24 protein-coding genes are annotated in these 23,035 nt (G+C 67.3%); 6 read left to right on the plus strand and 18 right to left on the minus strand.

Annotated features, from left to right (window positions below):
* Positions 1–561, minus strand: a complete 561-nt coding sequence (locus tag FHU38_RS21315) for a PH domain-containing protein (protein ID WP_167174256.1) — start codon at positions 559–561, stop codon at positions 1–3.
* Between the two features lie 19 nt (positions 562–580).
* Entirely contained in the window at positions 581–742 is a 162-nt protein-coding gene (locus FHU38_RS21320) for a hypothetical protein (RefSeq protein ID WP_167174259.1), read from the minus strand.
* Positions 743–916: 174 nt separating this feature from the next.
* Here FHU38_RS21320 and FHU38_RS21325 point away from each other — a divergent pair, with 174 nt between their 5' ends.
* Positions 917–1,315 carry an NUDIX hydrolase gene (locus FHU38_RS21325; protein ID WP_167174262.1) on the plus strand — a complete coding sequence of 133 codons (399 nt, stop codon included), beginning with the start codon at positions 917–919 and terminating at the stop codon, positions 1,313–1,315.
* A gap of 31 nt (positions 1,316–1,346) precedes the next feature.
* Here FHU38_RS21325 and FHU38_RS21330 read toward each other — a convergent pair whose 3' ends face one another.
* The 3 genes from FHU38_RS21330 to FHU38_RS21340 form a co-directional block, all read right to left on the minus strand.
* Positions 1,347–2,966 carry an acyl--CoA ligase family protein gene (locus FHU38_RS21330; protein ID WP_167174265.1) on the minus strand — a complete coding sequence of 540 codons (1,620 nt, stop codon included), beginning with the start codon at positions 2,964–2,966 and terminating at the stop codon, positions 1,347–1,349.
* Positions 2,967–3,029: 63 nt separating this feature from the next.
* Complete coding sequence (locus FHU38_RS21335; RefSeq protein ID WP_167174267.1) at positions 3,030–4,136, minus strand: DUF2332 domain-containing protein; 1,107 nt, start codon at positions 4,134–4,136, stop codon at positions 3,030–3,032.
* Positions 4,129–4,632 carry a MaoC family dehydratase gene (locus FHU38_RS21340; RefSeq protein ID WP_167174270.1) on the minus strand — a complete coding sequence of 168 codons (504 nt, stop codon included), beginning with the start codon at positions 4,630–4,632 and terminating at the stop codon, positions 4,129–4,131. The genes FHU38_RS21335 and FHU38_RS21340 overlap by 8 nt, the downstream gene beginning before the upstream one ends.
* Positions 4,633–4,937: 305 nt before the next feature.
* Here FHU38_RS21340 and corA point away from each other — a divergent pair, with 305 nt between their 5' ends.
* A complete protein-coding gene (corA, locus tag FHU38_RS21345) occupies positions 4,938–6,026 on the plus strand; it encodes a magnesium/cobalt transporter CorA (protein ID WP_167174274.1) in 1,089 nt (362 codons plus the stop codon).
* Positions 6,027–6,274: 248 nt separating this feature from the next.
* Positions 6,275–7,120 carry a ParB N-terminal domain-containing protein gene (locus FHU38_RS21350; protein ID WP_167174276.1) on the plus strand — a complete coding sequence of 282 codons (846 nt, stop codon included), beginning with the start codon at positions 6,275–6,277 and terminating at the stop codon, positions 7,118–7,120.
* Here the strand turns inward: FHU38_RS21350 and FHU38_RS21355 are convergent.
* The 9 genes from FHU38_RS21355 to FHU38_RS21395 all read right to left on the minus strand — a co-directional run bounded on the left by FHU38_RS21355 (position 7,100) and on the right by FHU38_RS21395 (position 16,029).
* Entirely contained in the window at positions 7,100–7,975 is an 876-nt protein-coding gene (locus FHU38_RS21355) for a hypothetical protein (protein ID WP_167174278.1), read from the minus strand. The genes FHU38_RS21350 and FHU38_RS21355 overlap by 21 nt on opposite strands.
* Entirely contained in the window at positions 7,972–8,712 is a 741-nt protein-coding gene (locus FHU38_RS21360; protein WP_167174281.1) for a DUF998 domain-containing protein, read from the minus strand. The genes FHU38_RS21355 and FHU38_RS21360 overlap by 4 nt, the downstream gene beginning before the upstream one ends.
* A gap of 136 nt (positions 8,713–8,848) precedes the next feature.
* Positions 8,849–10,030 carry an ABC transporter ATP-binding protein gene (locus FHU38_RS21365; RefSeq protein ID WP_167174284.1) on the minus strand — a complete coding sequence of 394 codons (1,182 nt, stop codon included), beginning with the start codon at positions 10,028–10,030 and terminating at the stop codon, positions 8,849–8,851.
* Positions 10,031–10,035: 5 nt separating this feature from the next.
* Positions 10,036–10,884, minus strand: a complete 849-nt coding sequence (locus FHU38_RS21370) for a carbohydrate ABC transporter permease (RefSeq protein WP_167174287.1) — start codon at positions 10,882–10,884, stop codon at positions 10,036–10,038.
* Positions 10,884–11,825: a carbohydrate ABC transporter permease gene (locus FHU38_RS21375; protein ID WP_167174290.1), complete on the minus strand. Its 942-nt coding sequence runs from the start codon at positions 11,823–11,825 to the stop codon at positions 10,884–10,886. Before FHU38_RS21375 ends, FHU38_RS21370 begins: the two co-directional genes overlap by 1 nt.
* Positions 11,822–13,141 (minus strand): ABC transporter substrate-binding protein, encoded by a 1,320-nt coding sequence (locus FHU38_RS21380; RefSeq protein WP_167174293.1) that lies wholly within the window; start codon positions 13,139–13,141, stop codon positions 11,822–11,824. Before FHU38_RS21380 ends, FHU38_RS21375 begins: the two co-directional genes overlap by 4 nt.
* 163 nt (positions 13,142–13,304) lie before the next feature.
* Positions 13,305–13,829: a general stress protein gene (locus FHU38_RS21385; RefSeq protein ID WP_167176383.1), complete on the minus strand. Its 525-nt coding sequence runs from the start codon at positions 13,827–13,829 to the stop codon at positions 13,305–13,307.
* 130 nt (positions 13,830–13,959) lie between these two features.
* Positions 13,960–15,156: an acyl-CoA dehydrogenase family protein gene (locus FHU38_RS21390; protein ID WP_167174296.1), complete on the minus strand. Its 1,197-nt coding sequence runs from the start codon at positions 15,154–15,156 to the stop codon at positions 13,960–13,962.
* Between the two features lie 51 nt (positions 15,157–15,207).
* Complete coding sequence (locus FHU38_RS21395; protein ID WP_167174300.1) at positions 15,208–16,029, minus strand: slipin family protein; 822 nt, start codon at positions 16,027–16,029, stop codon at positions 15,208–15,210.
* A 187-nt stretch (positions 16,030–16,216) separates the two neighbouring features.
* On the opposite strand from FHU38_RS21395, the gene FHU38_RS21400 reads away from it, so the two are divergent.
* The 3 genes from FHU38_RS21400 to FHU38_RS21410 are packed head-to-tail and all read left to right on the plus strand — an operon-like array spanning position 16,217 to position 19,194.
* Complete coding sequence (locus FHU38_RS21400) at positions 16,217–17,488, plus strand: magnesium transporter MgtE N-terminal domain-containing protein (protein ID WP_167174304.1); 1,272 nt, start codon at positions 16,217–16,219, stop codon at positions 17,486–17,488.
* Positions 17,489–17,521: 33 nt separating this feature from the next.
* The gene (locus FHU38_RS21405) at positions 17,522–18,052 is read left to right on the plus strand and encodes a DUF1003 domain-containing protein (RefSeq protein ID WP_167174307.1); all 531 of its coding nucleotides are present in this window, start codon (positions 17,522–17,524) and stop codon (positions 18,050–18,052) included.
* Positions 18,049–19,194 (plus strand): Mrp/NBP35 family ATP-binding protein, encoded by a 1,146-nt coding sequence (locus tag FHU38_RS21410; RefSeq protein ID WP_167174310.1) that lies wholly within the window; start codon positions 18,049–18,051, stop codon positions 19,192–19,194. The genes FHU38_RS21405 and FHU38_RS21410 overlap by 4 nt, the downstream gene beginning before the upstream one ends.
* Positions 19,195–19,480: 286 nt before the next feature.
* Here FHU38_RS21410 and tatB read toward each other — a convergent pair whose 3' ends face one another.
* The 4 genes from tatB to sigE all read right to left on the minus strand — a co-directional run bounded on the left by tatB (position 19,481) and on the right by sigE (position 22,869).
* On the minus strand, positions 19,481–19,915 hold the full coding sequence (gene tatB, locus FHU38_RS21415; protein ID WP_167174313.1) for a Sec-independent protein translocase protein TatB: 435 nt from the start codon (positions 19,913–19,915) through the stop codon (positions 19,481–19,483).
* Positions 19,916–19,960: 45 nt separating this feature from the next.
* The gene (locus FHU38_RS21420) at positions 19,961–21,487 is read right to left on the minus strand and encodes a S1C family serine protease (protein ID WP_208415774.1); all 1,527 of its coding nucleotides are present in this window, start codon (positions 21,485–21,487) and stop codon (positions 19,961–19,963) included.
* Positions 21,488–21,574: 87 nt separating this feature from the next.
* Positions 21,575–22,279: a hypothetical protein gene (locus FHU38_RS21425; RefSeq protein ID WP_167174316.1), complete on the minus strand. Its 705-nt coding sequence runs from the start codon at positions 22,277–22,279 to the stop codon at positions 21,575–21,577.
* Positions 22,276–22,869, minus strand: a complete 594-nt coding sequence (gene sigE, locus FHU38_RS21430) for an RNA polymerase sigma factor SigE (protein WP_167174320.1) — start codon at positions 22,867–22,869, stop codon at positions 22,276–22,278. The genes FHU38_RS21425 and sigE overlap by 4 nt, the downstream gene beginning before the upstream one ends.
* Positions 22,870–23,035: the final 166 nt, after the last annotated feature.

Genomic DNA, 23,035 nt, shown 5'->3' on the forward strand with positions numbered 1-23,035 from the left:
TCAGCGAGCCACGCGCTTGCCTCGGGCCGCCCGCTGCGCCTTGATCATCGAGAAGCGCTCCGCCTGCTTCTGCTTGTCCCCGAACACCAACTCGGAGATGGTGTCGTAGAACTCCTCCGGCTTCGGCAGGTACTCGATGCGGTTGAGTGCCTGGATCTGCCCAGCCGACTCGACGATCATCGTGCCGTAGCCGAGCATGCGGCCCCAGAACGAGCGTTCGTAGGTCAGGTCGGTGACCTTCGTGATCGGCATCATGAGGACCTTCGTGGTCCACACGCCCGTCGTCATCACGAATCGCTTGTCGGTGACCACCAGTCGCTCGACCCACCACTCGATCACCTGGTAGGCGAAGCGCAGGACTACGAACAGGGCCACGTACCAGAGGATGTTCTGCACCGCCCACAGCGCGGGTGGGAGGACGTACGACACCATCACGCAGATCGCGATCAGCGCGATGGCCTCGAACGTTTCCCACACCAGGCAGGCCCAGTGCCGTCGGACTCTGATGACCCTGCGCTCGGTGTCGAGCAGGTACTCGTCTGGGTCGCGTGGCGCGAACATGGTGGCAGACCAGCGTCAATCAGCTGAACACGTTGCTGACGAACGTGATGACAGCCTCGGCGGCGTCGCGCAGCGCGGCGATGATGTTGTTGACGAACCCCGCGGCCTCTCCTGGTCGGGCGATCACGAAGAAGAGGACCAACGCGATACCAGCGATAGTCGCAAGCTTTTTCGCGTTCACAGCGATCAATCCCGTCTCTCGAGTGCAGACCGTTTGGCAGTGGTGCCACTAAGTTTGTACCGCACTGCGCAGTGTTACGGGAGGAAAGTACCGCGCTTGGGTCAGCGGGCTGCGCGAATCACATCACATCACTACACTCCGTGAACCCGATCGGCCACTCGTAGGATCTCTGGCATGGGCACCGTGCGGGCAGTGGGTGGCATCGTGCATGACGAACAAGGCAGGTTGCTGCTCGTCCGTAGGGGAAACGAACCCGCCCGCGGCCGGTGGTCGTTGCCTGGTGGCCGGGTCGAGCCGGGCGAGACCGACTCCGCCGCCGTCGCAAGGGAGTTGCGTGAGGAGACCGGGCTGTCCGTACGGCCGGGAGCGCTGCTGGGCACGCTGCTACGCGGGCCCTACGAGATCTTCGACTACGCGTGCGTGGTGGAGGGCGGGCGGCTGCTCGCGGGCGACGACGCCGACGAGGTGAGGTGGGTGGACACCGAGGCGTTCGAGGAGCTGGCTCGCGCGGGCGTGCTCACCGACGGCCTCCCCGAGCTGCTACGCGCCTGGAACGCGTTGCCGAGGGTGTGAGCCCTCCTGCCAGCCGACGGAACAGCGGCGTCTAGCCCTGCACGCGCGTGTCCCTTCCTGCCCACTCCCGTTCCCGCAACTGGAACTTCTGGATCTTGCCTGTGGAGGTCTTCGGCAGCTCGGCGACGAAGTCGACCGCCTCGGGAACCTTGTAGCGCGCGATCTGCGACCTCACGTGGTCGAGCAACTCCTGCTCGGTCACCGATTCCCCGCTTCTGGTCACGACATAGGCCTTCGGCCGCTCCCCCCACTTGTCGTGGGGAACACCAACCACCGCGACCTCCAGCACGGCCGGGTGCGAGTCGATGGCGGCCTCCACCTCGATCGTGGAGATGTTCTCGCCACCGGAAACGATGATGTCCTTGGCCCTGTCGCGCAGTTCGATGTAGCCGTCCGGGTGCCACACACCCAGGTCACCGGAGTGGAACCAGCCGCCGCGGAAGGCCTTCTCGGTTGCCTCGGGGTCGGCGAAGTACCCGGACATGACGTTGTTGCCGCGCATCACGACCTCACCCATCGTGGTGCCGTCGCGGGGCACGTCGTTCATGTCGTCGTCCACCACGCGGATGCCGTCGGTGACCACCATGCCGACGCCCTGCCGGGCGAGCAGCCTGCTGCGTGACTCCACGTCCAGCTTGGCCCAGCCGTCCTGCCACTCGCAGACCGTGTAGGGCCCGTAGGTTTCGGTCAGCCCGTACACGTGCACCAGCTTGGCCCCCAGCGCCGTCATACGGCTGATGACCGTCGGGCTCGGCGGGGCGCCCGCCGTCGTCACGACCACCTCCTGCGCCAGCGGATGTGCCTGCGGATAGTTGGCGATCGTGTTCAGCACGGTAGGTGCCCCGTTGAGGTGCGTGATGCCCGCCGTGTCCAGCAGTCGCCAGATCTCGGCCGCGTCCACGGCCCGCAGGCACACGTGCGTTCCGCCGATCGCGGTGATAGCCCAGGTGGTGCACCAGCCGTTGCAGTGGAACATCGGCAGCGTCCACAGGTAGCGGGACTCGCTCGTGTGCCTGGAGTGCACGATCTCGGCGAGCGAGTTCAGGTAGGCGCCGCGATGGTGGTACATCACGCCCTTCGGCCTGCCGGTCGTGCCGGAGGTGTAGTTGATCGAGATCGTGTCGCGCTCGTCGTCGACGGCCCACGGCAGCGCCTCATCGGGTTCGGCGGACCCGCGGGCCAGCAGGTCGGCGTAGGAGATGCCGCCCACCGCCACGTCGGCGGCCACCCCCGATGCCGGGTCGGTCACCGTGACGATCTCGCGCACGGAGGGGTCGGCCGGCACCGAGTTGTGCAGTGCCGAGTCCACGATCAGCAGCTTCGCACCGGAGTGCCGCAGGATGTAGTCGATCTCGGCGGGGGCGAGCCGGGTGTTGATGGCCACGAGCGCGCCGCCGGCCAGCGGTACCGCGAAGTGGGCGACGAGCATCTCGGGGATGTTCGGCAGCAGATACGCGACCCGGTCGCCACGCTCGACACCGCTGGCCCGCAGCGCGGAGGCCACCCGCCTCACCTCGGCAGCGAAGTCACGGTAGGTGATCCTGCGATCCCCGTAGGCTATGGCTACCTTGTCGGCGAACACCTCCGCAGAACGTTCCAGGAAGGACAGCGGAGTCAGCGGCGTGTACCAGGTGTCGTTCGTGGCGCCCATCGGACCATCCTGACCAACCGGGCGCGGGGGCCACAACCTCTGGATGGAGACCCGTGGCCTGCCTCAGCTGGCCAGCCAGGTCATCCGCTGACCGTGTGTGGACGCCAGCGCGAGCACCTCCGCCCGCGCGGCGGCCCCGTCCCACCGCACCACCCCGAGCGCCATCTGCCCGCTCAGGCCGTAGGACAGGTCGTCGCGACCGGGCAGCACGTGCCGCAGCGCGCCCTCGTACCCCTCAGCGGTGACCCACCACAGTGGACGCTTGGCGGCGAGCGCGCGCAGCGCGTCGATGAACTCGGTGCGGCGTTGCTCCGGCAGGTAGCCGAGCACGTGGCTGGTGTACACCACCAGCGGCAACTCGGGGGGTACGTGTGCGGCGGCCGATTCGAGGTCGGCCACGGCATCGCCCGCGATCAACTCGGGGCGGTACTTGCGCTGCGCGGCGGCGGCCGTCCGCAGCAGCCGGATGCGCTCCGGCTGGTCGGCCCACACGCACGCCTCCAGCCACGCGAGTTCGTCCTCGTCCGAGACGTCGACCGGAGAGCGATCCAGCCCCACCCTCGCGCCTACCGAGAGCTTCTTCGGAATCTTGGGCAGCACCGCGCCCTTCCCGAGCGAGAGCGCGCAGTGCAGGCCGACCGCCGCCTTCGCGGGCCCGGCGGCCAACTGCTCGCCGCCGTCGCACTGGTAGTGGTAGGAGAACTTGTCCATGCCCAGCAGCAGGCCCGCGCTGCAACCGACCTCGAGCAACCCCACGGGTCCCCGTGCCTGTTTCGCGACGGCCGCCACGGCCGGGTACAGCACCGCGGCCCTGCCGACCTCGTTGGTCTGGGTGAATCTGGACCGCACCAGCTCACGTACCCGGTCGGCACGCTCCAGCAGGAAACTCCTGAACAGTGGCCACGTATCCGCGTCGACCCCGTCCGACCCGCCAAGTGAGGGGTAGTAGCGCGAGAGCGGGTGGATCGGGTCGGCCTGCACGAGCCGGTGAGCGGCCGCAAGCAACAACGTCGGATGCGCGTCGTTGCCCGACGCCGCGGTGAGCAGCGAGGCCACCTCGTCGTCCTCGGCGGCCTTCGCGGCGAGGTGCTCGTACAGCGGCGAGTGCCCCGCCGCCTCGTGTGCGGCGAACCTGCGCAGCCGTCTGCGGACGGCGTCCAGGTCATTCATGTGGGACCGGTCTTCCCGGCTGCTCACCGCCGCGGCTTTCGCCGTAGGAACGCTTGGGCACCATGACCTTCCTCCGGAACGTGCACACGATAGTGCCGTCCTGCTTGTAACCACGCGTCTCGACGTGCACGACACCACGGTCGTCCTTCGACTTCGACGGTGTCTTCTCCAGCACCTCTGTTTCACCGTAGATGGTGTCGCCGTGGAAGGTCGGCTTGACATGCTTGAGCGAGGAGACCTCCAGGTTGGCGATGGCCTTCCCCGACACGTCTGGCACGGACATGCCAAGCAGCAACGAGTAGATGTAGTTGCCGACGACGACGTTCTTTCCGAAGTCGGTGGTCTCACCCGCGTAGTGCGCGTCCATGTGCAGCGGGTGGTGATTCATGGTGAGCAGGCAGAACAGGTGGTCGTCGTACTCGGTGACCGTCTTGCCCGGCCAGTGCTTGTAGACGTCGCCAACCTCGAACTCCTCGAAGTACCGACCGAACTGCACCCGAAAACCTCCTCGCGGCTAACGTCACGACGCCCGCAGGCGATGTGACTGATGTCGAGGAGTACCCTTGACCATTGGCGCCCAGAGCGTCAACGCGAGCAAGACCACGGCCCGAGGAGGTGAGGACGCAGATGAGTAGTGGCGATAGTCCGCTCCCTAGTTCAGCCAGCGTTCCCACCCAAGGGGTCGACCGCTCGCCTTCGCGGTAGTCGGCTGGTCCCGCCGGGACGCTGGCAGTGCCGGGCGGACTCTTTCCGCCTGGCCTCGTCGTCTATGTCAAACGACGCCACAGCCAGGAGATCCCCATGCCTGCGATTCCCTCCCTCGGCAGCCTGCGGGGCAGGGCCGCCACGCGCGCGTCTCGCGCCGTACGGCCGCCTGCCACCACACCCGTATCCGATTACGTCGTGGATTGCGGCGTCTACGTCGATGGGCAACGTCTACCTGGACAGTGGACACACACGGCGGCGATCAAGGAAGTCCGGCGGCGCGGGGAGGGCTTCGTCTGGATCGGCCTGCACGAGCCGGACGACAAGCAGATTCAGGGCGTTGCCGACACGTTCGGCCTGCACGAGCTGGCCGTGGAGGACGCCGTGCACGCGCACCAGCGGCCGAAACTGGAGCGCTACGACGACACGCTCTTCATGGTGTTTCGCACCGTTCGCTATGTCGAGCACGAGTCGCCGACCACGGCGAACGAGATCGTCGAGTCGGGCGAGCTCATGGCGTTCCTCGGCACCGACTTCATCATCACGGTCCGGCACGGCAACCACGCCGGACTGGCGACGCTGCGCAGGGAGTTGGACGCGGACCCGGAACGGCTCGCCCCCGGCCCCGCGTCGGTGTTACACGCCATCGCCGACCACGTCGTCGACCACTTCCTCGACGTCACCGAGCGCATCGAGGACGACATCGACGAGATGGAGACCGAGGTGTTCGCGCCGAGGTCGCGGGTCAGCTCGGAGCAGATCTACCTGTTCAAACGCGAGGTGCTGGAGTTACGCCGCGCGGTGTCTCCACTGGCCGCGCCGCTGCGAAGGCTGGCGGAGGGCTACACCCGGCTGGTGCCTGACGAGGTGCGCTCCTACTTCCGTAACGTGCACGACCACGTCACCACGGTGGCCGAGCGGGTCGCCGCGTTCGACGAATTGCTCACCACCCTCGTCGACGCCACGCTCGGCAAGATCACGCTGCAGTTGAACTCCGACATGCGAAAGATCACGGCATGGGCCGCGATCATCGCGGTGCCGACCGCGCTGGCCGGGATCTACGGCATGAACTTCGACTACATGCCCGAGCTGCACTCCAGATACGGCTATCCGATGATCATCGCGGTCATCCTCGTGATCTGCCTGACGCTGTACCGAATATTCCGCAAGAACCGCTGGCTCTAGCACCACCGAGGTGCCACCCGAAGCCTTGCGACCAAGTCATTTCGCGAACCTTCGATCAGCACGGGAGTGCCGTCATGTCACGAATGCTGACCAACCTGAAGTTCTGGGCCCTCACCGCTACGCTCGCCTGGATCGTGGTCGTGACCGCCGTCATCACGATGAACCCGGAGTACGCGCTCGGCGCGCGATAATGGCGGCGTGCCGAGCATGCTGATGTCGAACCACCACGACCTGCCTGCGGTGGCCGCATGAGTTCCCGCGACACCGGGTTTCCGCGCACCGACGCAGAGCACGACTTCCTGCGTGCACGCAGGCGGCAGGTGCTGTCCCGGCTGGCGAGCTGGTTACGCCGCGAACCCGACGACGTCAACATCACGCTGCCTTTCGACGAGGTGGTGGAGGCACTCGGCCGGGAGAGCGAACGGCGCGTCGGGCTGCGCGTGATTCGGCTGGACTCCGTTGTCGGCAGCGTCGATCGCGGCCGCGATTTCGACCGGCGGTTTCGCCCCACGTCGGCTCGGGTCCGGCAACGCTGGGAGCGGTTGGCGCTTGCCAGCAGGCGAGGGGAAAGCATTCCGCCGATCGAGGTGTACCGGGTGGGCGACCTGCACTTCGTGATCGACGGCCATCACCGCGTCTCGGTGGCCCACGCGCTCGGGTTGGCCTCCATCGACGCCTACGTCACCGAGGTGAGGACCCGGCTGGGCGCCGACGGGATCCGCCACCGGGGCGATTTGATCATCAAGAGCTACCGCAGGCTGTTTCTCGAGCGAGTGCCGTTGAGCGGGCAGGCCGCCGCCGCTGTGCTCGTGTCGGACCCGTGGGACTATGCCGTGCTCGGCGAGCACGTGGAGGCTTGGGGGTTTCGCCTGATGCAGGACGAGGGCCACCTTCTCGACCGGCAGACAGTCGCCGCGCGTTGGTACGAGAACGAGTACCTGCCGGTGGTGAGCATGCTTGCGCAGGCCGACCTGGTGGGCGACCGCACGGAGGCCGAGGCGTACCTGTGGGTGGCCGGTGAGCGTTACCGGCTGATGCGCACCCACCGCTGGGACGACGAGGTGATCGAGGCGCTACGCGCCCCGTCGAAGTGAGGCATCCGCTGCCCGCCGCCGCACGGCGTCCGGGTGATGCCTCGCCAACACCACAACGCCGGCGAACGCGAACGCACCGCTGCAGAGCAGGGTCGCGACGAAGGCGGGTCCCAGCGCCGTCGCCTCGTCGAGCAGCAGGAACCCGATCAGTGTGGCGACCGCCGGGTTCACCAGGGTCTGCGTGCCCACCACCACGTCCGGCGGGCCGCTGGCGTAGCCGAGTTGGACGAGCCAGGACCCGATGAGGAAGGCGACGGCGAGCCCCGCGAGCGAGGCGGGCGGCAGCGCGTCAAGGCCGTCCACCCGCACGTTGTATGCCACATCGCGGACGAGCACCACCACCAGCCCGTAGGCGGCGCCCGCCGCTGCCGCCAGGGACACGCAGCGAACGGTGCCGCTGCCCAAAGCCGCGACAGCCGCCAGTGCGGCTACCGTGAGCCCGACGTACTGGGCGGCCGTCAGCACCGACGCGGGCGGGATGTCGCGCTCGGTCACCACCCCGGCGGTACGCGCCACGAAAACCACGATCGCGGCGGTGGTCGCCGCGACGGCGAGCCAGCCCCGCACGTCCAACTCTGCTGCGTTGAGCAGCGCCACCATAGGCAGCGCGAGCACGACGATGGGTGCCACTACCGAGACGGGCGCGAACGTCAGCGCGAGTACCTGTAGCACCGCGGCCCCGAACAGCACGTAGAAGCCGCGCCGCCAGCGCGGGTTGCTGACCAGCCTGCCCAGCTTGGCCAGTCTCAGCCCGCCGTCCACCGTCTCCTGCCGAACACCGTCGTGCTGGAGTTTGGCGCCGACCGCGCCGCCCGCCGCCCCGATTGTCGCCAGCAGGATGGCGGCGACGATCATCGTGCCACCGCCCGAGGGCGGTCCCGGCTGGCTTGCCGTGCGGCCGACCACGACACCCGCAGCAGCCTGGCCGCCAAAGCCAGCAACGTCGCGAGTTCCAGCGCGAACAGACCACGTTGCACGAGGCCGGAGATCGCGCTGAAGTCGAGCACGCCCGGGAGCTGCCACCACGGCAACAGGTCGGGCAGGCGGGCCACGAGATATGCCGACGCCAGCACTACCCCACCGAGCGCGAGCCGGCGCAACAGCCGCGCGGTGCCCGCCCAGCCGGGTTGCCCGCGCAGCGAGGTGGCCGCCGCGAGGCCGGCGAGTGGCAGTGTGACGAACAGCGATGCGCCCGCGAACTGGTGGATCCAGCCGCTGCCGGTTTCGATGCGTGGGGAGTTGTCGGTGGGGAAGGCCGCGCACAGCAGCAACGCCACACTCCAGCCGATCAGCAGGGCGACCGCACGCGGCCCCAGCCGGACGCGTAGTTGCGCCAACCCGGCGAGAATGGCGAGGGTAGCGGTGGCGACGGCGACGAGCGTGGCGACGAACACCTCGGCCGCTCGCTCGGCGAAGACGTAGTAGCTCACCGCCCGCGAAAGCGGGTCCACCTCGTCATGGAACCGGACGTTGAGATAGGTCATCGCCAGCACGGAGCGACCGAGGATGAGCAGCGACAGCACCGAGAGTGCGCAGGCGAGCGTCGCGAAGGCACCACCCCACCGGGCTTGCGTCCCCTCCGTAACGCCCACCGCCGAACCTCCCCTCCATGAGGCTCCTCACCAGCGTCAACGACGCGATTCTCGCGGGCGTTCCCTTAGAGTTCGCTGAAAACGCGGCATCGCCCACCGGGCAGGAAACGGCCCGGTGGGCGATGCGCCCGCGCCGTCAGCCGGAGTAGGTGAGGTTCTTACCTGAGGAAGGATCGAACAGCTGCAGCTTCTCGGTGTCGAACCACACGTCGAGCTGCTCGTTCTCCCTTGCTCGCGACTCCGAGGAGAGCCTGGTGACGATGGTCGAGCCGGTGCCTGGCACGTCGGTCGCCCCCGCGTCGGCCGCCAGCTCCCGCAACTCGGCCGTGGTGGCCAGCTGCGACTCGACGGTGAAGTACGCGAACTTCTCCGACCCCATCGACTCGAGCACGTCGACCGTGGCGGTGAACGTGGCCCCGGTTCGCTTGTGGGATTCGTCCAGCAGCGCGGCGTCCTCGAAGTGCTCCGGCCGGATACCGGCGATCACTTCGCGGGGCGCGTTCGCGGCCTCGGCAAGCGAGCGCACCCTGTCCGGAAGGGCGACGGTACCCAACGGGCTCTTGAGCGAGCCATCCTCCAGGGTCGCGGGGACGAAGTTCATCGAAGGCGAGCCGATGAACCCCGCCACGAACAGGTTCGCCGGTTGCTCGTAGAGGAACTGCGGTGACCCGATCTGCTGCACGACGCCACCGCGCAGCACCACGACCCTGTCGCCGAGCGTCATCGCCTCGGTCTGGTCGTGGGTGACATAGACCGTCGTGGTGCCGAGCTGCTTTTGCAGCTTCGAGACCGACGTTCGCATCTGACCCCGCAGCTTGGCATCCAGGTTGGACAGTGGTTCGTCCATGAGGAATGCCTTTGGGTTTCGCACGATCGCCCTGCCCATCGCGACGCGCTGCCGCTGCCCGCCGGAGAGGTTGGACGGCTTGCGGTCCAGGTGCTGGGTCAGGTCGAGGATGCTAGCGGCCTCCTCCACCTTGCTGCGCACGGTGGCGTCGTCGACCTTGGCCAGCCGTAGCGGGAACGCCATGTTCTCGCGAACGCTCATGTGCGGATAGAGCGCGTAGGACTGGAACACCATGGCGATGTCGCGGTCCTTGGGCGACTTCTCGTTGGCCCGCTGGCCGTCGATGCGCAGTTCGCCGGAGGAGATGTCCTCAAGCCCGGCGATCATGTTCAGCGCGGTCGACTTCCCGCAGCCGGAGGGACCGACCAGGATGACGAACTCGCCGTCGGCGATCTCGATGTCCATCTCGGACACGGCGAGCGCCCCGTCGGGGTAGCGCTTGGTCACCTTGTCGAGCACGATCTCAGCCATTTGCCTTACCCCTTAACCGCACCGGAGGTCAGCCCCGCGACGATGCGGCGCTGGAAGAACAACACGAACAGGATGATGGGAATGGTGATCACAACGGCGGCGGCCGAGATCGTCCCCGTCGGGTCCTCGAACTGCGAGGTGCCGGTGAAGAACGACAGTGCCGCGGGCACCGTTCGCGACGCCTCGGTGGACGTCAGCGAGATGGCGAACAGGAAGTCGTTCCAGCAGAAGATGAACACCAGGATCGCCGTCGTGAACACGCCCGGCGCGGCCAGCGGGGCGATGACCTTCCAAAACGCCTGCCCCGGCGTGGCCCCGTCCATCTTCGCCGCCTTCTCCAGCTCCCACGGGATCTCGCGGAAGAAGGCCGACAGCGTGTAGATGGCCAGCGGCAACGCGAAAGTGATGTAGGGCAGGATCAGCCCCGGCCAGGTGTCGAACAGCCCCAGCTCCCGCTCGATATTGAACAGCGGCGTGACCAACGAGATCTGCGGGAACATCGCGATCAGCAGCGAAACGCCGATGAGTGCGCGCTTGCCGGGAAAGTCGAGCCTGGCGACCGCGTAGGCGGCCATCATGCCGAGCACTACCGCGATCAGCGTGGCGATGAGCGCGATGCCGATGGAGTTGATCAGTGGACGGACGAACTCGTTGGTCGCGAAGATGTCCGCGTAGTTGTCGAAGGTCCACTCCCTCGGGATGAAGTTGCCGTCGCTGAGCGTCTCCTTAGTCTTGAGCGAAAGCGAGACGATCCACAGCACCGGCACCAGCGCGTAGAGCACGACGATGATGTCGACCAGGGTCCACCTGGCCTTGCGGGCGGTGCTGACCGTACCCATGACTGACGCGGCCATCAGCGCTTCCCTCCGTCGTCGCTACCAGGTGCCGCGGTGCCGAACACCTTGATGAAGATGAACGCGATGATGGCGACGGAGATGAAGATCAGTACCGCCATCGTCGATCCGATACCGAGGTTCAACCCCTTGATCAGGTTGTTGTAGGTCTGCATCGACACCGACGACGTGTCGTTCGACCCTCCGGTGAGCACGAAGATGTTGTCGAAGATCCGGAACGCGTCCAGCGTGCGGAACAGCAGCGCCACCAGGATCGCGGGCTTCATCACCGGAACCATCACCCTGGTGAACCGCTGCCACGCGTTCGCCCCGTCCATGGCCGCGGCCTTCAGCAGATCGTCAGGCACCAGCGCCAGACCAGCCATGAGCAGCAGTGCCATGAAAGGCGTGGTCTTCCAGACCTCCGCCAGAATGATGATCCACAGCGACGGCCACTGCTGGGTGAGCGGCGCGCCCTCGCCCGCCAGCGCGTTGGCCAGGTACCCCGTTTCCGGTGTCCAGGCGTAGAACCACGAGAACGCCGCGACGACCGTGACGATCCCGTACGGCACCAGCGTTACCGTGCGCACCAACCCACGCCCGACGAGAGTGCGGTGCATGATCAGTGCCAGCGTCATGCCAAGCACCAGTTCGATCGCCACCGAAACCACGGTGAGGAACATCGTGGTGCCGAACGCGGTCCACCAGTAGGAGTTGGAAAGCACGGCGACGTAGTTGTCGAGCCCGACGAACTCACGCTCCCCGGGGAAACGCAGGTCATAGCGCTGCAGGGACAACCAGATCGAGTACGCGATCGGGTAGGCGGTGACCGCCACCATCACGATCGCGGCAGGCGCGATGAGCAGCAGGCCGAGTCGCCGCTCAGCCCGCTTGCCCTCGCTCAGCACCGCTTTGGGCGGCTCCTCGGGTAGGGAGGGCGCCTTGGTCAGCGTGTCGCTCATGGGATCACGCCCTTCGAGTCGAGCGCGTCGGTGAGCTCCTGGCGCAGCCGCTCGGCCGTGCGCTGCGGATCAATAGCCGACGGTGGGGACAGCACCTTGGCCATCACCGTGGACAGGTTCTGGTAGGCCGGAGTCAACGGGCGCACGGCGGCGTCCTTCAGCTCATCGCGGATCGTGTCCTTCATCGGGTACTCGGTCGCCATGCTCGGGTTGTTCTCCGGATCGGCTGGCTTGGTCGGATCGAGCGGCGTCGGGTCGTTGTAGACGGACTCGATGGTCGGCGGCACACCGTCCTTCAACGCGGAGAACTTCTGGTTCTCGGCGCTGCGCAAGCACAACGCCGCCTCGAACGCCTCCTGCTTGTGTGGCGAGGCCGAGCTCACCGCGAGGTTGTAACCGCCGATGGTGGTGCGGCCTGAGTCGGGCGAGCCCACGCCCGGATAGGGAGCCCACTTGAAGTGGCGCAACTCGTCCGGTTTCTCGGACGCGTACGCGGCGTAGACGAACGGCCAGTTCAGCTCGAACGCGCCGTTTCCCTGCTGGAAGGCCAGCCGTACCTGGTCTTCCTCCTGGTTGGTGAGCGAGGGGTCGGTGAGTCCCGACGTCGTGACCTCACGCAGGATCTCCAGCGCTCGTACGGCACCGTCGTCCAGCACCACCGACTGGCCGTCCTCGGAAAGGATGCGGCCCCCCGCTGACTCCACGATCGAGTTGTAGGTGACCACGAGCCCCTCGTACTGGGCTCCGGTGAACAGAATCTGGTACGGCTTGCCCTGCTCCTTCAGCCGCCGCGACATTTCCATCATCTCGCCCCAGGTTCGGGGCGGCTGCGGCGTGATGCGGTCGTCGTACCAGAGCAACCGCACGTTGGTGTTCTTCGGTGCCGCGTATAGCTTGCCGTCCCAGATGGCGGTCTCCAGTGGTCCGGTAAGGACATCGCGCTCGGCCTCGGCCTTGTCCGCGCCCGTCCATTCCTCAACCCAGCCCGCCTCGGCGAACTCAGGAACCCAGGTGACGTCCAGACCTAGGACGTCCATCGTCTTGTCCTCGGCCGCCAGCCTTCGAACCATCTGTTCGCGCTGCCCGTCAGCGTCACGGGGCAGCTTGTTGTAGACGATCCGGTAGCGGCCGTCCGCCTGTTCGTTGCACCTGTCCACCACGGTCTGGAAGTTGTCCTCAGGCGCGTAGTAGACGTTGATCTGCTTGCCACCCTCTGAGCCGCAGGCCGTGAGCGCTCCCGCCCCCACGACCGACGCCCCGAGTAGTGCTACGGCGCGGCTGGGCGATCGCCCCCGCCGCGCTCGGACCTTCCCCATCAGGTCTCCCTCCCACCGCGCGACGGCGAGGCGGGTGCACCCCGTCGTGCACGAGAATCAGAGCGCACGGACCAATCCATGCCCGTGACTGGCGCCGTGAAACCTATTCCTGTTGATCACGGCGGCGCAACCGGTTGCCGTGACCGATTCAGCCGAAGGGACGTTAGCTTGCCCCGGAGGAACCCATGGCGAGCTTGGCGAGCAGGTTCCGGCCCTGTTCGGCGTTACGCGGCTGGCACAGCACGTCGTAACGCCCGGCCACGAGCTGGCTGGATGAGGAGAAGTCCCTGCGACCCCTTGTGGAGGCGTAGCTCAGTGCGGCGAACACGGCGCCGAAGAACACACCGGCGATCAGGCCGACGAGCACGGGCGAGTACGACATGCCCTCAGGGCTGGCGAACATGCCCAGCAACAACCCGACGAACAGGCCGAACCACGCACCCGACAGCGCACCGGTGCCAAGCACCTTGCCCCAGGAGAGCCTGCCGATGACGCGCTCAACGAGCATCAGGTCGACGCCGACGATGGTCACGTCCTGCACGGCGAAGTCGTTGTCGGCGAGGTAGTCGACGGCCCGTTGAGCCTCCTCGTAGGTGTCGTAGGAGCCGATCGGCCAGCCCGACGGCGGCGTCGGCAGCCGCGGGAGGCCGGGCGCCTGGCGCCCCGAGAATGGAGTGGTCACGATCATCACCTGTGCCCTGTCCGATGCGCCCTGTGCCGCTCATGGGCGCTTGTACCCATCATCGCATCCTGCCAACACGGACGTAACCACACGAACCCGGCGAGGCGCGACTCGCCGGTGACAGGGCCGCCGGTGGTCAGTTTCGGAGTTTGTACTCGCGCAAGAGTCCTCGGCTGATGATGGTCTTCTGGATCTCGCTGGTGCCCTCACCGATGAGCAGGAACGGGGCCTCCCGCATCAGGCGTTCGATCTCGTACTCCTTGGAATAGCCGTACCCACCATGAATACGAAACGCCTCCTGAGTGACCTCCGCGCAGTACTCACTGGCGATCAACTTCGCCATCCCCGCCTCCACATCATTACGCGCCCCCGCATCCTTCAACCGCGCCGCGTTCACCATCATCAAATGAGCCGCCTCCACCTTCGTGCCCATCTCCGCCAACTTGAACGCGATCGCCTGATGCTGCGCGATCGGCTTACCGAACGTCCGCCGCTGCTGCGCATACTCCACCGCCAACTCAAAGGCCCGCACCGCGATCCCACACGCCCGCGCCGCCACATTCACCCGCCCGACCTCGATCCCGTCCATCATGTGCCCAAACCCCCGACCCGGCACACCCCCCAACACCGCATCCGCCCTCACCCGAAACCCCTCGAAGACCGCCTCGGTGGTGTCCACCCCCTTGTAGCCCATCTTCTCGATCTTGCCCGGGATCGTCAGCCCCGGCGCCACCTCACCAAACCCCTCCGGCTTCTCCACCAGCAGCGTCGTCAGATTCTCATGCGGCTTTTCCGCGCCCTCCTCCGTCCGAACCAACACCGCCACCAGATTCGACGTCCCCCCATTGGTCAACCACATCTTCGACCCATCCACCACGTAGTCGTCCCCGTCCCGCCGGGCCCGGGTCTTGATCGCCGCCACATCCGACCCCAAATCCGGCTCCGACATCGAAAACGCGCCCCGCACCTCACCCGTAGCCATCCGCGGCAACAACCGCGCCTTCTGCTCCGCCGTGCCATACCGCGCCACCATGTGCGCCACGATGAAATGAGTGTTGATCACCCCCGACACACTCATCCACCCCCGCGCGATCTCCTCCACCACCAACGCATACGTCAACAACGACTCCCCCAGACCCCCGAACTCCTCCGGAATCGTCAACCCGAACAACCCCATCTCCCGCATTCCATCCACAATCTCCGCGGGATAAGCATCCGCACGCTCCAACTCCTGCGCACACGGAATGATCTCCTTGTCCACAAACGAGCGCACCGTGGACAAGATCTCCAGCTGCACATCAGACAAACCAGCAGTCTGCGCAAGGCGGGCCATAACTCTCCCCTTCGTGGCTCGACGCCGGTGTTGGCTGAGTTCCGGCGCTGGTTACCGATGAGTATGGCCTGAGAAGGTGCCGTCTGCGGAGTCCGGGTGGGCAGCGCCACGCTCCGCCTCGGTCTGGTTGCCCCGGTCGAGGAAGCGCAGTAGTTCCACCGGGAACGGCAGCACGAGTGTGGAGTTCTTCTCCGCCGCCACTTCGACGACGGTCTCGAGTAGCCGCAGTTGCAGCGCCGAGGGTGTGTCGGCCATCCGCGCCGCCGCCTGCGAAAGCTTCTCCGACGCCTGGAGCTCGCCGTCGGCCGCGATCACCCTGCCACGCCGCTCGCGTTCAGCCTCCGCCTGCCTCGACATGGCCCGCTTCATCGACTCCGGCAGAGCAACGTACTTGATCTCCACGCGGTCGATGTGGATGCCCCAGCCCAACGCGGGGCTGTCGATCATCAGCTCCAGCCCCTCGTTGAGTCGTTCCCGGTTGGAGAGCAGCTCGTCGAGTACGCTCTCGCCGATGATGCGGCGCAGGCTGGCCTGCGCCACCTGCAGCATGGCGAACCGGTAGTTCTCGACACCGACGATGGCCTGCACAGGGTCGATCACCTTGAAGTACACCACCGCGTCGACACGGACGGTGACATTGTCCTTGGTGATCCCGTCCTGCGCCGGAACCGGGAGCGTCACGATCTGCATGTTCACCTTCCGCATCCGGTCGATGCCCGGAAGGATCATGGAAAGCCCCGGTTCACGCGGTGCGCGGTGCACCCGACCGAACCGGAACACCAGACCGCGCTCGTACTGTTTGACAATCCGCACGCTCGCCGCCAGACCGACGGCTCCGACGGCGGCCACCGCGATCAAGATTTCGATCAACATGGCGAACTCCCGGCAAGGGAAAGGCCTATCGAACGATGCTACCCCGGGGCGACCGGGTGCGTGGTGGTCGAAATCCCGCCGTGACCTGTGCATGCCGGCGCACTTCGGTGCCTGCTGCCGTTGACCACGCCCGTGACCTGAAGCTCGTCGGCGGGCGAGGCGGACCCTGCTTGCCTAGTCTGGGCCCATGGCGGCCGTCAACCGGGTTTTCGCGGCTCAGCTGGCGAGACTGCCGGTATTCGGCCCCGACGGCGAGTCGATCGGCAAGGTCCGCGACATCGTGGCGGGCCTACGGCTGGACCAGCTGCCTCCCCGCGTGCTCGGGCTGGTCGTGGAGCTGTCGACCCGGCGCAGGGTATTCGTACCGATGCTGCGGGTGACCTCGATTGAGCCCAGCGCGGTCACGCTCTCGACAGGTTCGGTCAACATGCGCCGCTTCCACCAACGACCCAACGAGGTGCTGGTGCTCGGCCAGCTGTTCGATGCCCGGGCGACGCTGCGGTCGGACGGGAGCAGGGTCACGGTTGTGGACGCCGCCATGGAGCCCACCCGCACCAGGGATTGGGTTCTCAGCAAACTGGCGATCAGGGAGCGCGGCGGAATTGGCCTGACCAGGCGACGCTCGTCGATGCGGGTGGTGGCATGGAACGAGGTGTCCGGGCTCGGACTGACCGACCTCACCGGCCAGGCGCAGGGCGCCGCGCAGTTGCTGATGCTGTTCGACACGATGCGAGCGGTCGACGTCGCAGCGACTCTGCGTGATCTGCCGATGAAGCGCAGGCACGAGGTGGTCGACGCGATGGACGACGAGCGGCTGGCCGACGTGCTGGAGGAACTGCCCGAGGACGACCAACGCGAACTGGTCGCCTACCTAGCCGACGAGCGTGCCGCCGACGTACTCGAGGCGATGGATCCCGACGACGCCGCGGACCTGCTCTCCGAACTGGCTCCCGATGATCAGGGCAGGCTGCTCGGCCTGATGCACCCGGAGGAGTCCGAGCCGGTGAAGCGGCTGCTGGAGTACTCCTCGGACACGGCGGGCGGGTTGATGACCTCCGAGCCGGTGGTGCTGACGCCGGACGCGACGGTGGCGGAAGCGCTGGCTCACATCCGCAACCCCGACCTCACCACGCCGCTGGCCAGCATGGTTTTCGTGTGTCGCCCGCCGAGCGCGACCCCGACCGGACGCTACATCGGCTGTGTGCACTTCCAGCGGCTGCTCAGGGAACCGCCCGCGGATCTGGTCGCCGCCGCGGCCGACACCGATCTGCCCACGCTCAGCCCTTCGGCGTCGCTGACCGAGGTGACCCGATATTTCGCCGCCTACAACCTGGCGTGCGCCCCCGTCGTTGATGCCGACGAGCACCTCGTGGGCGCCGTGACGGTCGACGACGTGCTCGATCACCTGCTGCCCGAGGGTTGGCGGGAGACCGGGCTGTACGACATGGGCACAGGTTGACGCCTCGAGCGTCGCATCAGAGGAGGACGAACCATGCCGGAACTGCTGGCTCGCAGGCGGTTGGACCAACCACGCCAGCCACGACGCTTCGTCGTGCGCGTCGATCCGGAACTGGTCGGCCGGTTCTCCGAGCGGCTGGCGAGGTTCATCGGCACCGGCAAGTACCTGTTCTGGCAGACGGTCGTGGTGATCGTCTGGATCGCGCTGAACCTCTCCGCCGCGTCGCTGCGCTGGGACCCGTACCCGTTCATCCTGCTCAACTTGGCGTTCTCCACGCAGGCGGCCTATGCGGCGCCGCTCATTCTGCTCGCGCAGAACAGGCAGGACGACCGGGACCGGGTCTCGCTGGAAGAGGACCGGATGCGAGCCGCGCAAACCAAGGCGGACACCGAGTACCTCGCTCGCGAACTGGCCGGACTGCGGCTGGCGATCGGTGAGGTGGTCACGAGGGACTATCTGCGCGTCGAGCTGGAGAAGTTGCGAGAGGATCTCCAGCAGGGGGCACGTAGCATGAGTACAGCAACCGCAACCGCCAGCGACAGAAGGTCGGTGTCCGAGCAGTGACCACCACGCAACAGACCCCCAGCGTCGACGACGTACGCGGCGCGCTGAACAAGGTCAAGGACCCCGAGATCCACAAGCCGATCACCGAGCTCGGCATGGTCAAGGACATCACGGTAGGCGAGGACGGCGTCGTGACCGTGGCGGTCTACCTGACGGTGGCAGGCTGCCCGCTGAAGGAAACCATCACGCGGGACACCACCGCTGCCGTGCAGGAACTGCCTGGCGTGCGCGAGGTACACGTCGAGCTGGATGTGATGAGCGAGGAGCAACGCACCGAGCTGCGCAAGCGCTTGCGGGGCGACGCGGAGGAACCGGTCATCCCGTTCGCCCAACCCGGCTCGCTGACCAGGGTGTACTGCGTGGCCTCCGGCAAGGGTGGCGTTGGCAAGTCCAGTGTGACGGTGAACCTCGCCGTTGCCATGGCCGAGCGCGGGCTTTCGGTCGGTGTGGTTGACGCCGACATCTACGGGCACTCCGTGCCCCGCATGCTCGGAGCCGACGAGAAGCCCACCAAGGTCGAGAAGATGATCATGCCGCCGCAGGCGCACGGTGTGAGGGTCATCTCGATCGGCATGTTCACCCCCGGCAACACCCCGGTGGTGTGGCGCGGCCCGATGCTGCACCGCGCACTGCAGCAGTTCCTCGCCGACGTCTTCTGGGGCGACCTCGACATCCTGCTGCTGGACCTGCCGCCGGGCACCGGTGACATCGCCATCTCCGTGGCCCAGCTCGTGCCGAACGCCGAGATCCTCGTGGTCACCACCCCGCAGCAGGCCGCGGCCGAGGTCGCGGAGCGTGCGGGGGCGATCGCACTGCAAACCCGCCAGCGCGTCGCGGGCGTGATCGAGAACATGTCATGGTTCGAGGCACCCGACGGCTCCCGCATGGAGATCTTCGGCTCCGGTGGTGGGCAGACCGTCGCCGAGTCGCTTTCGAAGTCGGTGGGTGCTGAGGTTCCGCTGCTCGGTCAGGTGCCACTCGACCCGCGACTGCGCGAGCAGGGCGACGCCGGCACCCCGCTGGTGCTCGCCGAGCCCGACGCGCCCGCGAGCAAAGTGCTCCGGCAGGCTGCCGAGAAGCTATCGGTACGCGCTCGCGGCCTGGCCGGGATGATGCTGAACGTGACCCCGGCGGGCCGCTGACCCGCCACTACACACTCGCGAGTCCCCCGCTCTCGCCCGCGAGTTCTGCGCTCCTGCCCGCGAGTTCTGCACTCTCGTCTGCGAGTTCTGCGCTGGCGGGTGTGGCCGAGCCATTGGATGACCGGTGGTCGGGGTTTCCACGGTGCGGCATGCCCGTTTGGATCAACACCACCCACCTGACGTGCCATGCGGTGTTCGGGCGGAGCGCAGAACTCGCGGGCAGGAGCGGGGGACTCGCGGGCAGGAGCGGGGGACTCGCGGGCAGGAGCGGGGGACTCGCGGGTGGTCAGGTGGCGTCGGGGTCGATCGGTGGCCTCTCTCCCGGCTGCAGCGGTTCCGACTTCGGCTGCGGGACGGCCGGGTAGCCGTTCGGCTTGGCTGACCCGTTGGCAGGCTCGGTCGTGCCGTTGCCGTTGCCGTTGCCGTTGAACGAGTTGAGGCCGAGCGGGTCGGGGTCACCGTCGAACAGGTGCTGGGTCACCGCCCGCTTGGGGTCGAAGCTACGCAGCGTACGCAGATCCTCGATCGGCTTACGGAACTCGTCGAACTCCGGGCCCATCTCGTCGCGCAACTGCTGGCGCGCTCCGGTGGCGAAATCCCGCATCTTTCGCACGTTCCTGCCGAGCCATGCCGCAGCTTCGGGCAGCCGCTCCGGGCCAAGAATGAACAGGCCCGCGATGATCAAAACCAGGATCTCGCCCCAGCCGATGCTGTCGAACACCTGCCAACCTCCGCCTCACGCCCCGGGTCGGACCAGCTTACCCGGTCAGTCTGAACCCAAGGTGACGTCGACCGTAAGGGGTCTGCCCTGTCGCACCAGCCGCACCGGAACAACCTGGCCGACCTCGTGCTGGCGAACCGCCACGGTGAGCTCGGCCGCGTTGCGCACCTGCCGGTCACCAACCTTGGTGATCACGTCACCCTCGGTGATCCCCGCCTTCGCCGCCGGACCGCCCTGCACCACGTTGCGGACCTGAGCACCCTGCGAGGTGTTGGCCGAGACGGACGCCGCGTTCACCCCCAGTTCGGCGTGCTTGACCTCACCGTCGCGCACCAGCGCCTCGCTGATCCTGATCGCCTGGTCGATCGGGATCGCGAACCCGAGGCCGATGCTGCCGCCCTCGCCCGCGCTGCCGACGGTGCGGATCATCGAGTTGATGCCGACCAGCGCACCCGTTGAATCGACGAGCGCGCCGCCGGAGTTGCCGGGGTTGATGGCCGCATCAGTCTGGATCGCGTCGTAGGTGACGGCCGGTTCGCCGTTCTCGCCGGGCGCGGTGACAGGTCGGTTGAGCGCGCTGACAATCCCCTCTGTGACCGTGTTCGCCAGGCCGAACGGAGAGCCGACCGCGATCACCGAGTCACCGGGCGCGAGGTCGGCCGACCTGCCGATCTCGATGACGACGGGGTTGGCCACGTTGACCTTCAGCACCGCGAGGTCGGTCTTCGGATCGGTGCCCACCACCTGTGCCGGCGCGCGAGTGCCGTCGATGAACACCGCCATGATCTTGGCCTGCTCATCGCGCCGTGCCGCCGACACCACGTGGTTGTTGGTCAGCACGTAGCCCTGTTTGTCGATGACCACGCCGGAGCCGACGCCACCGGTCTGGCCGGACTCCACCTCGATCGACACGACGGCAGGCGCAACCCGTCCCGCGACGCCGGCAACCGAGCCCGCTGGGCGTTCCTTGCCCGCCTGTGCCTCGGCGACGTTCAACTCACCGGTGAGCGAGTCACCCGCGCTGGCTACCGCCCAGCCGACCAACCCGCCTGCCGCGCCCACCAGCAGCGCCACGACACCGAGCAACGCCAGGGCGGTGGGCTTGACCCTGCGGCCGAACAGCACCTCGGGCAGGCTCAGCAGCGGTCCGCGAGGCCGCTCCTCGTCGTCGACGTCATCGTCATCGCGCAGCGCGGGCCCGCCGAGCACGGCAGGCGCGCCGGGATCGCGCCACGGGTCGTTCGCCGACGACCACAACGGCTCGGAGTCGCCTGCGCGCGGACCCGAGCCGTTGTCGTCCGGGGGACGCTGCAGCACGACGTCAGCCGCGTCCTGCGGCCTGCCGAAGGCCTCGACCAGCGACTCCGGCGGTGCCGCCCGCGGGGGCTGGTCACCGTTTCGATTACTGGTATCGGGAACGTAGAGCCTGTCAAACGGCCCGGCCACGCCACGGGGCCTGCCGAACGCGGCGGCCAGCGCGGGATCGACCGGCGGACGCGCGACAGGGCGTGGCTGTAGCCGCTGCTCCCGCTCGCCCGGCTCCTCCTGGTGCGCGTTGCGTGGCTCGTTCATTCTTCCCCGGCTAGACGGCTGAAGCGATCACTCGGCGCGACCATACGCCAAGCCTAGAACCTCGATATTGCCGTCGGCTCGGTGAAGTCAGCGTGGGCCATACACGCCAGCGGTGGGCGCCTTGGCCGCGGCGGTGGTTGCGGCAGTCGTCGTGCTCGCGGACACCGTCGTGCTCGGGGTGGCAGCCGGCGCGTTCGCGCGCAACTGGGCACGCAGTACACCGGTCGATGGCATGCCTGGCCGGTCACCACCGACCTCGGCCGTACCGCCGCCTGGAGCACCGACACTAGAGGTGGCGACCAGCGCCAGGGCACTCAGCACGAGACCGGAAACCACGACACCCGCGCCCTGTGCGGCGCGGCGGCGCGCCGAGCCGAGCCGTTCGCCGCTGCCGAGCACGTTCGGCGAGGTGCCCAGCGGGGCCGAGTCACCGAGCCCACCGGAGGCAAACCCGTCCCGCAGTCCGGCGACACGTTCCGGCCGCTGCACGGCCACCAACTGGCCGTCCACGGAGATTGCGAGGCTGTCCGGCGCCGTGGGCAGCTCCGTGCGCTGCGGGATCGAGCGCAAGCTCGCGAGGAACCCGGCGGAGATCGCCGGGGAACCTGCTCTGCGGACGGCGCTGCTGGCCGCGCGTTGAGCGGCCACCTCGGCCGCGCAGACCGCGCAGCGGGCGATGTGGGTCGCGGCGCGCTCGTGAGCGCCGAGTGACAACTCCTTGTCCACGAACGCGACCACGGCGTCCGGTAACAGGTGCGACTCGGGGAGCCCCCATCCCCGGTGTTCGCTCATACCTGAGCCTCCTGGGTCAGCGCGCGGCGACGCTCGAGTGAAGCCTTGAGCGCCTGGCGGCCACGGTGAATCCGGCTGCGCACGGTGCCGAGCTTAACGCCGAGCGTCGCACCGATCTCCTCGTACGAGAGTCCTTCCACATCGCAGAGCACAACGGCCGCCCTGAACTCGGGCGGAAGCTCGTCCAGAGCCGCCTGCAGGTCCGGGTCCAGATGCGTGTCGGAATAGACCTGCTCTGGACTCGGGTCGTCGCCGACGATCCGGTCGGTGTCCTCCGGCAGTCCCTCCATCCGCACCCGGGCACGGCGACGCGCCATGTCGAGGAACAGGTTCGTGGTAATGCGGTGCAGCCAGCCCTCGAAGGTTCCTGGCTTGTACGACGCGAGGAAGCGGAACACCCGGATGAAGGTCTCCTGGGTGATGTCCTCGGCGTCGTGGGTGTTGCCGGTGAGTCGGTAGGCCAGCCGGTACACCCGATCGGCGTGCTCGCGGACAACCTCGTCCCAGGACGGTGGTGTCCAACCAAGTTCGCCTTCCACCGGCAACGTCGCTGTCTGCGTGCTGTCGTACGGCAGCGGAGGCACCTCCATCGGCCTGTCCCCTCTTGTACTCCGCCAACGCAGCGGATGTGCCGGGTGTTCCCGTTCGGGAGCCTTAAGTCTCACCCCTGTGCCTATGGTTCTAGTGAGACCAGCCTGAGAGCAGACTGAGAACAAGTGAGCGAGCGTGGTTGCCCCTGTGGGGTACCTGGCCACG

The organism is Saccharomonospora amisosensis, from assembly GCF_011761185.1.
GTDB classification, from domain to species: Bacteria; Actinomycetota; Actinomycetes; order Mycobacteriales; family Pseudonocardiaceae; genus Saccharomonospora_A; species Saccharomonospora_A amisosensis.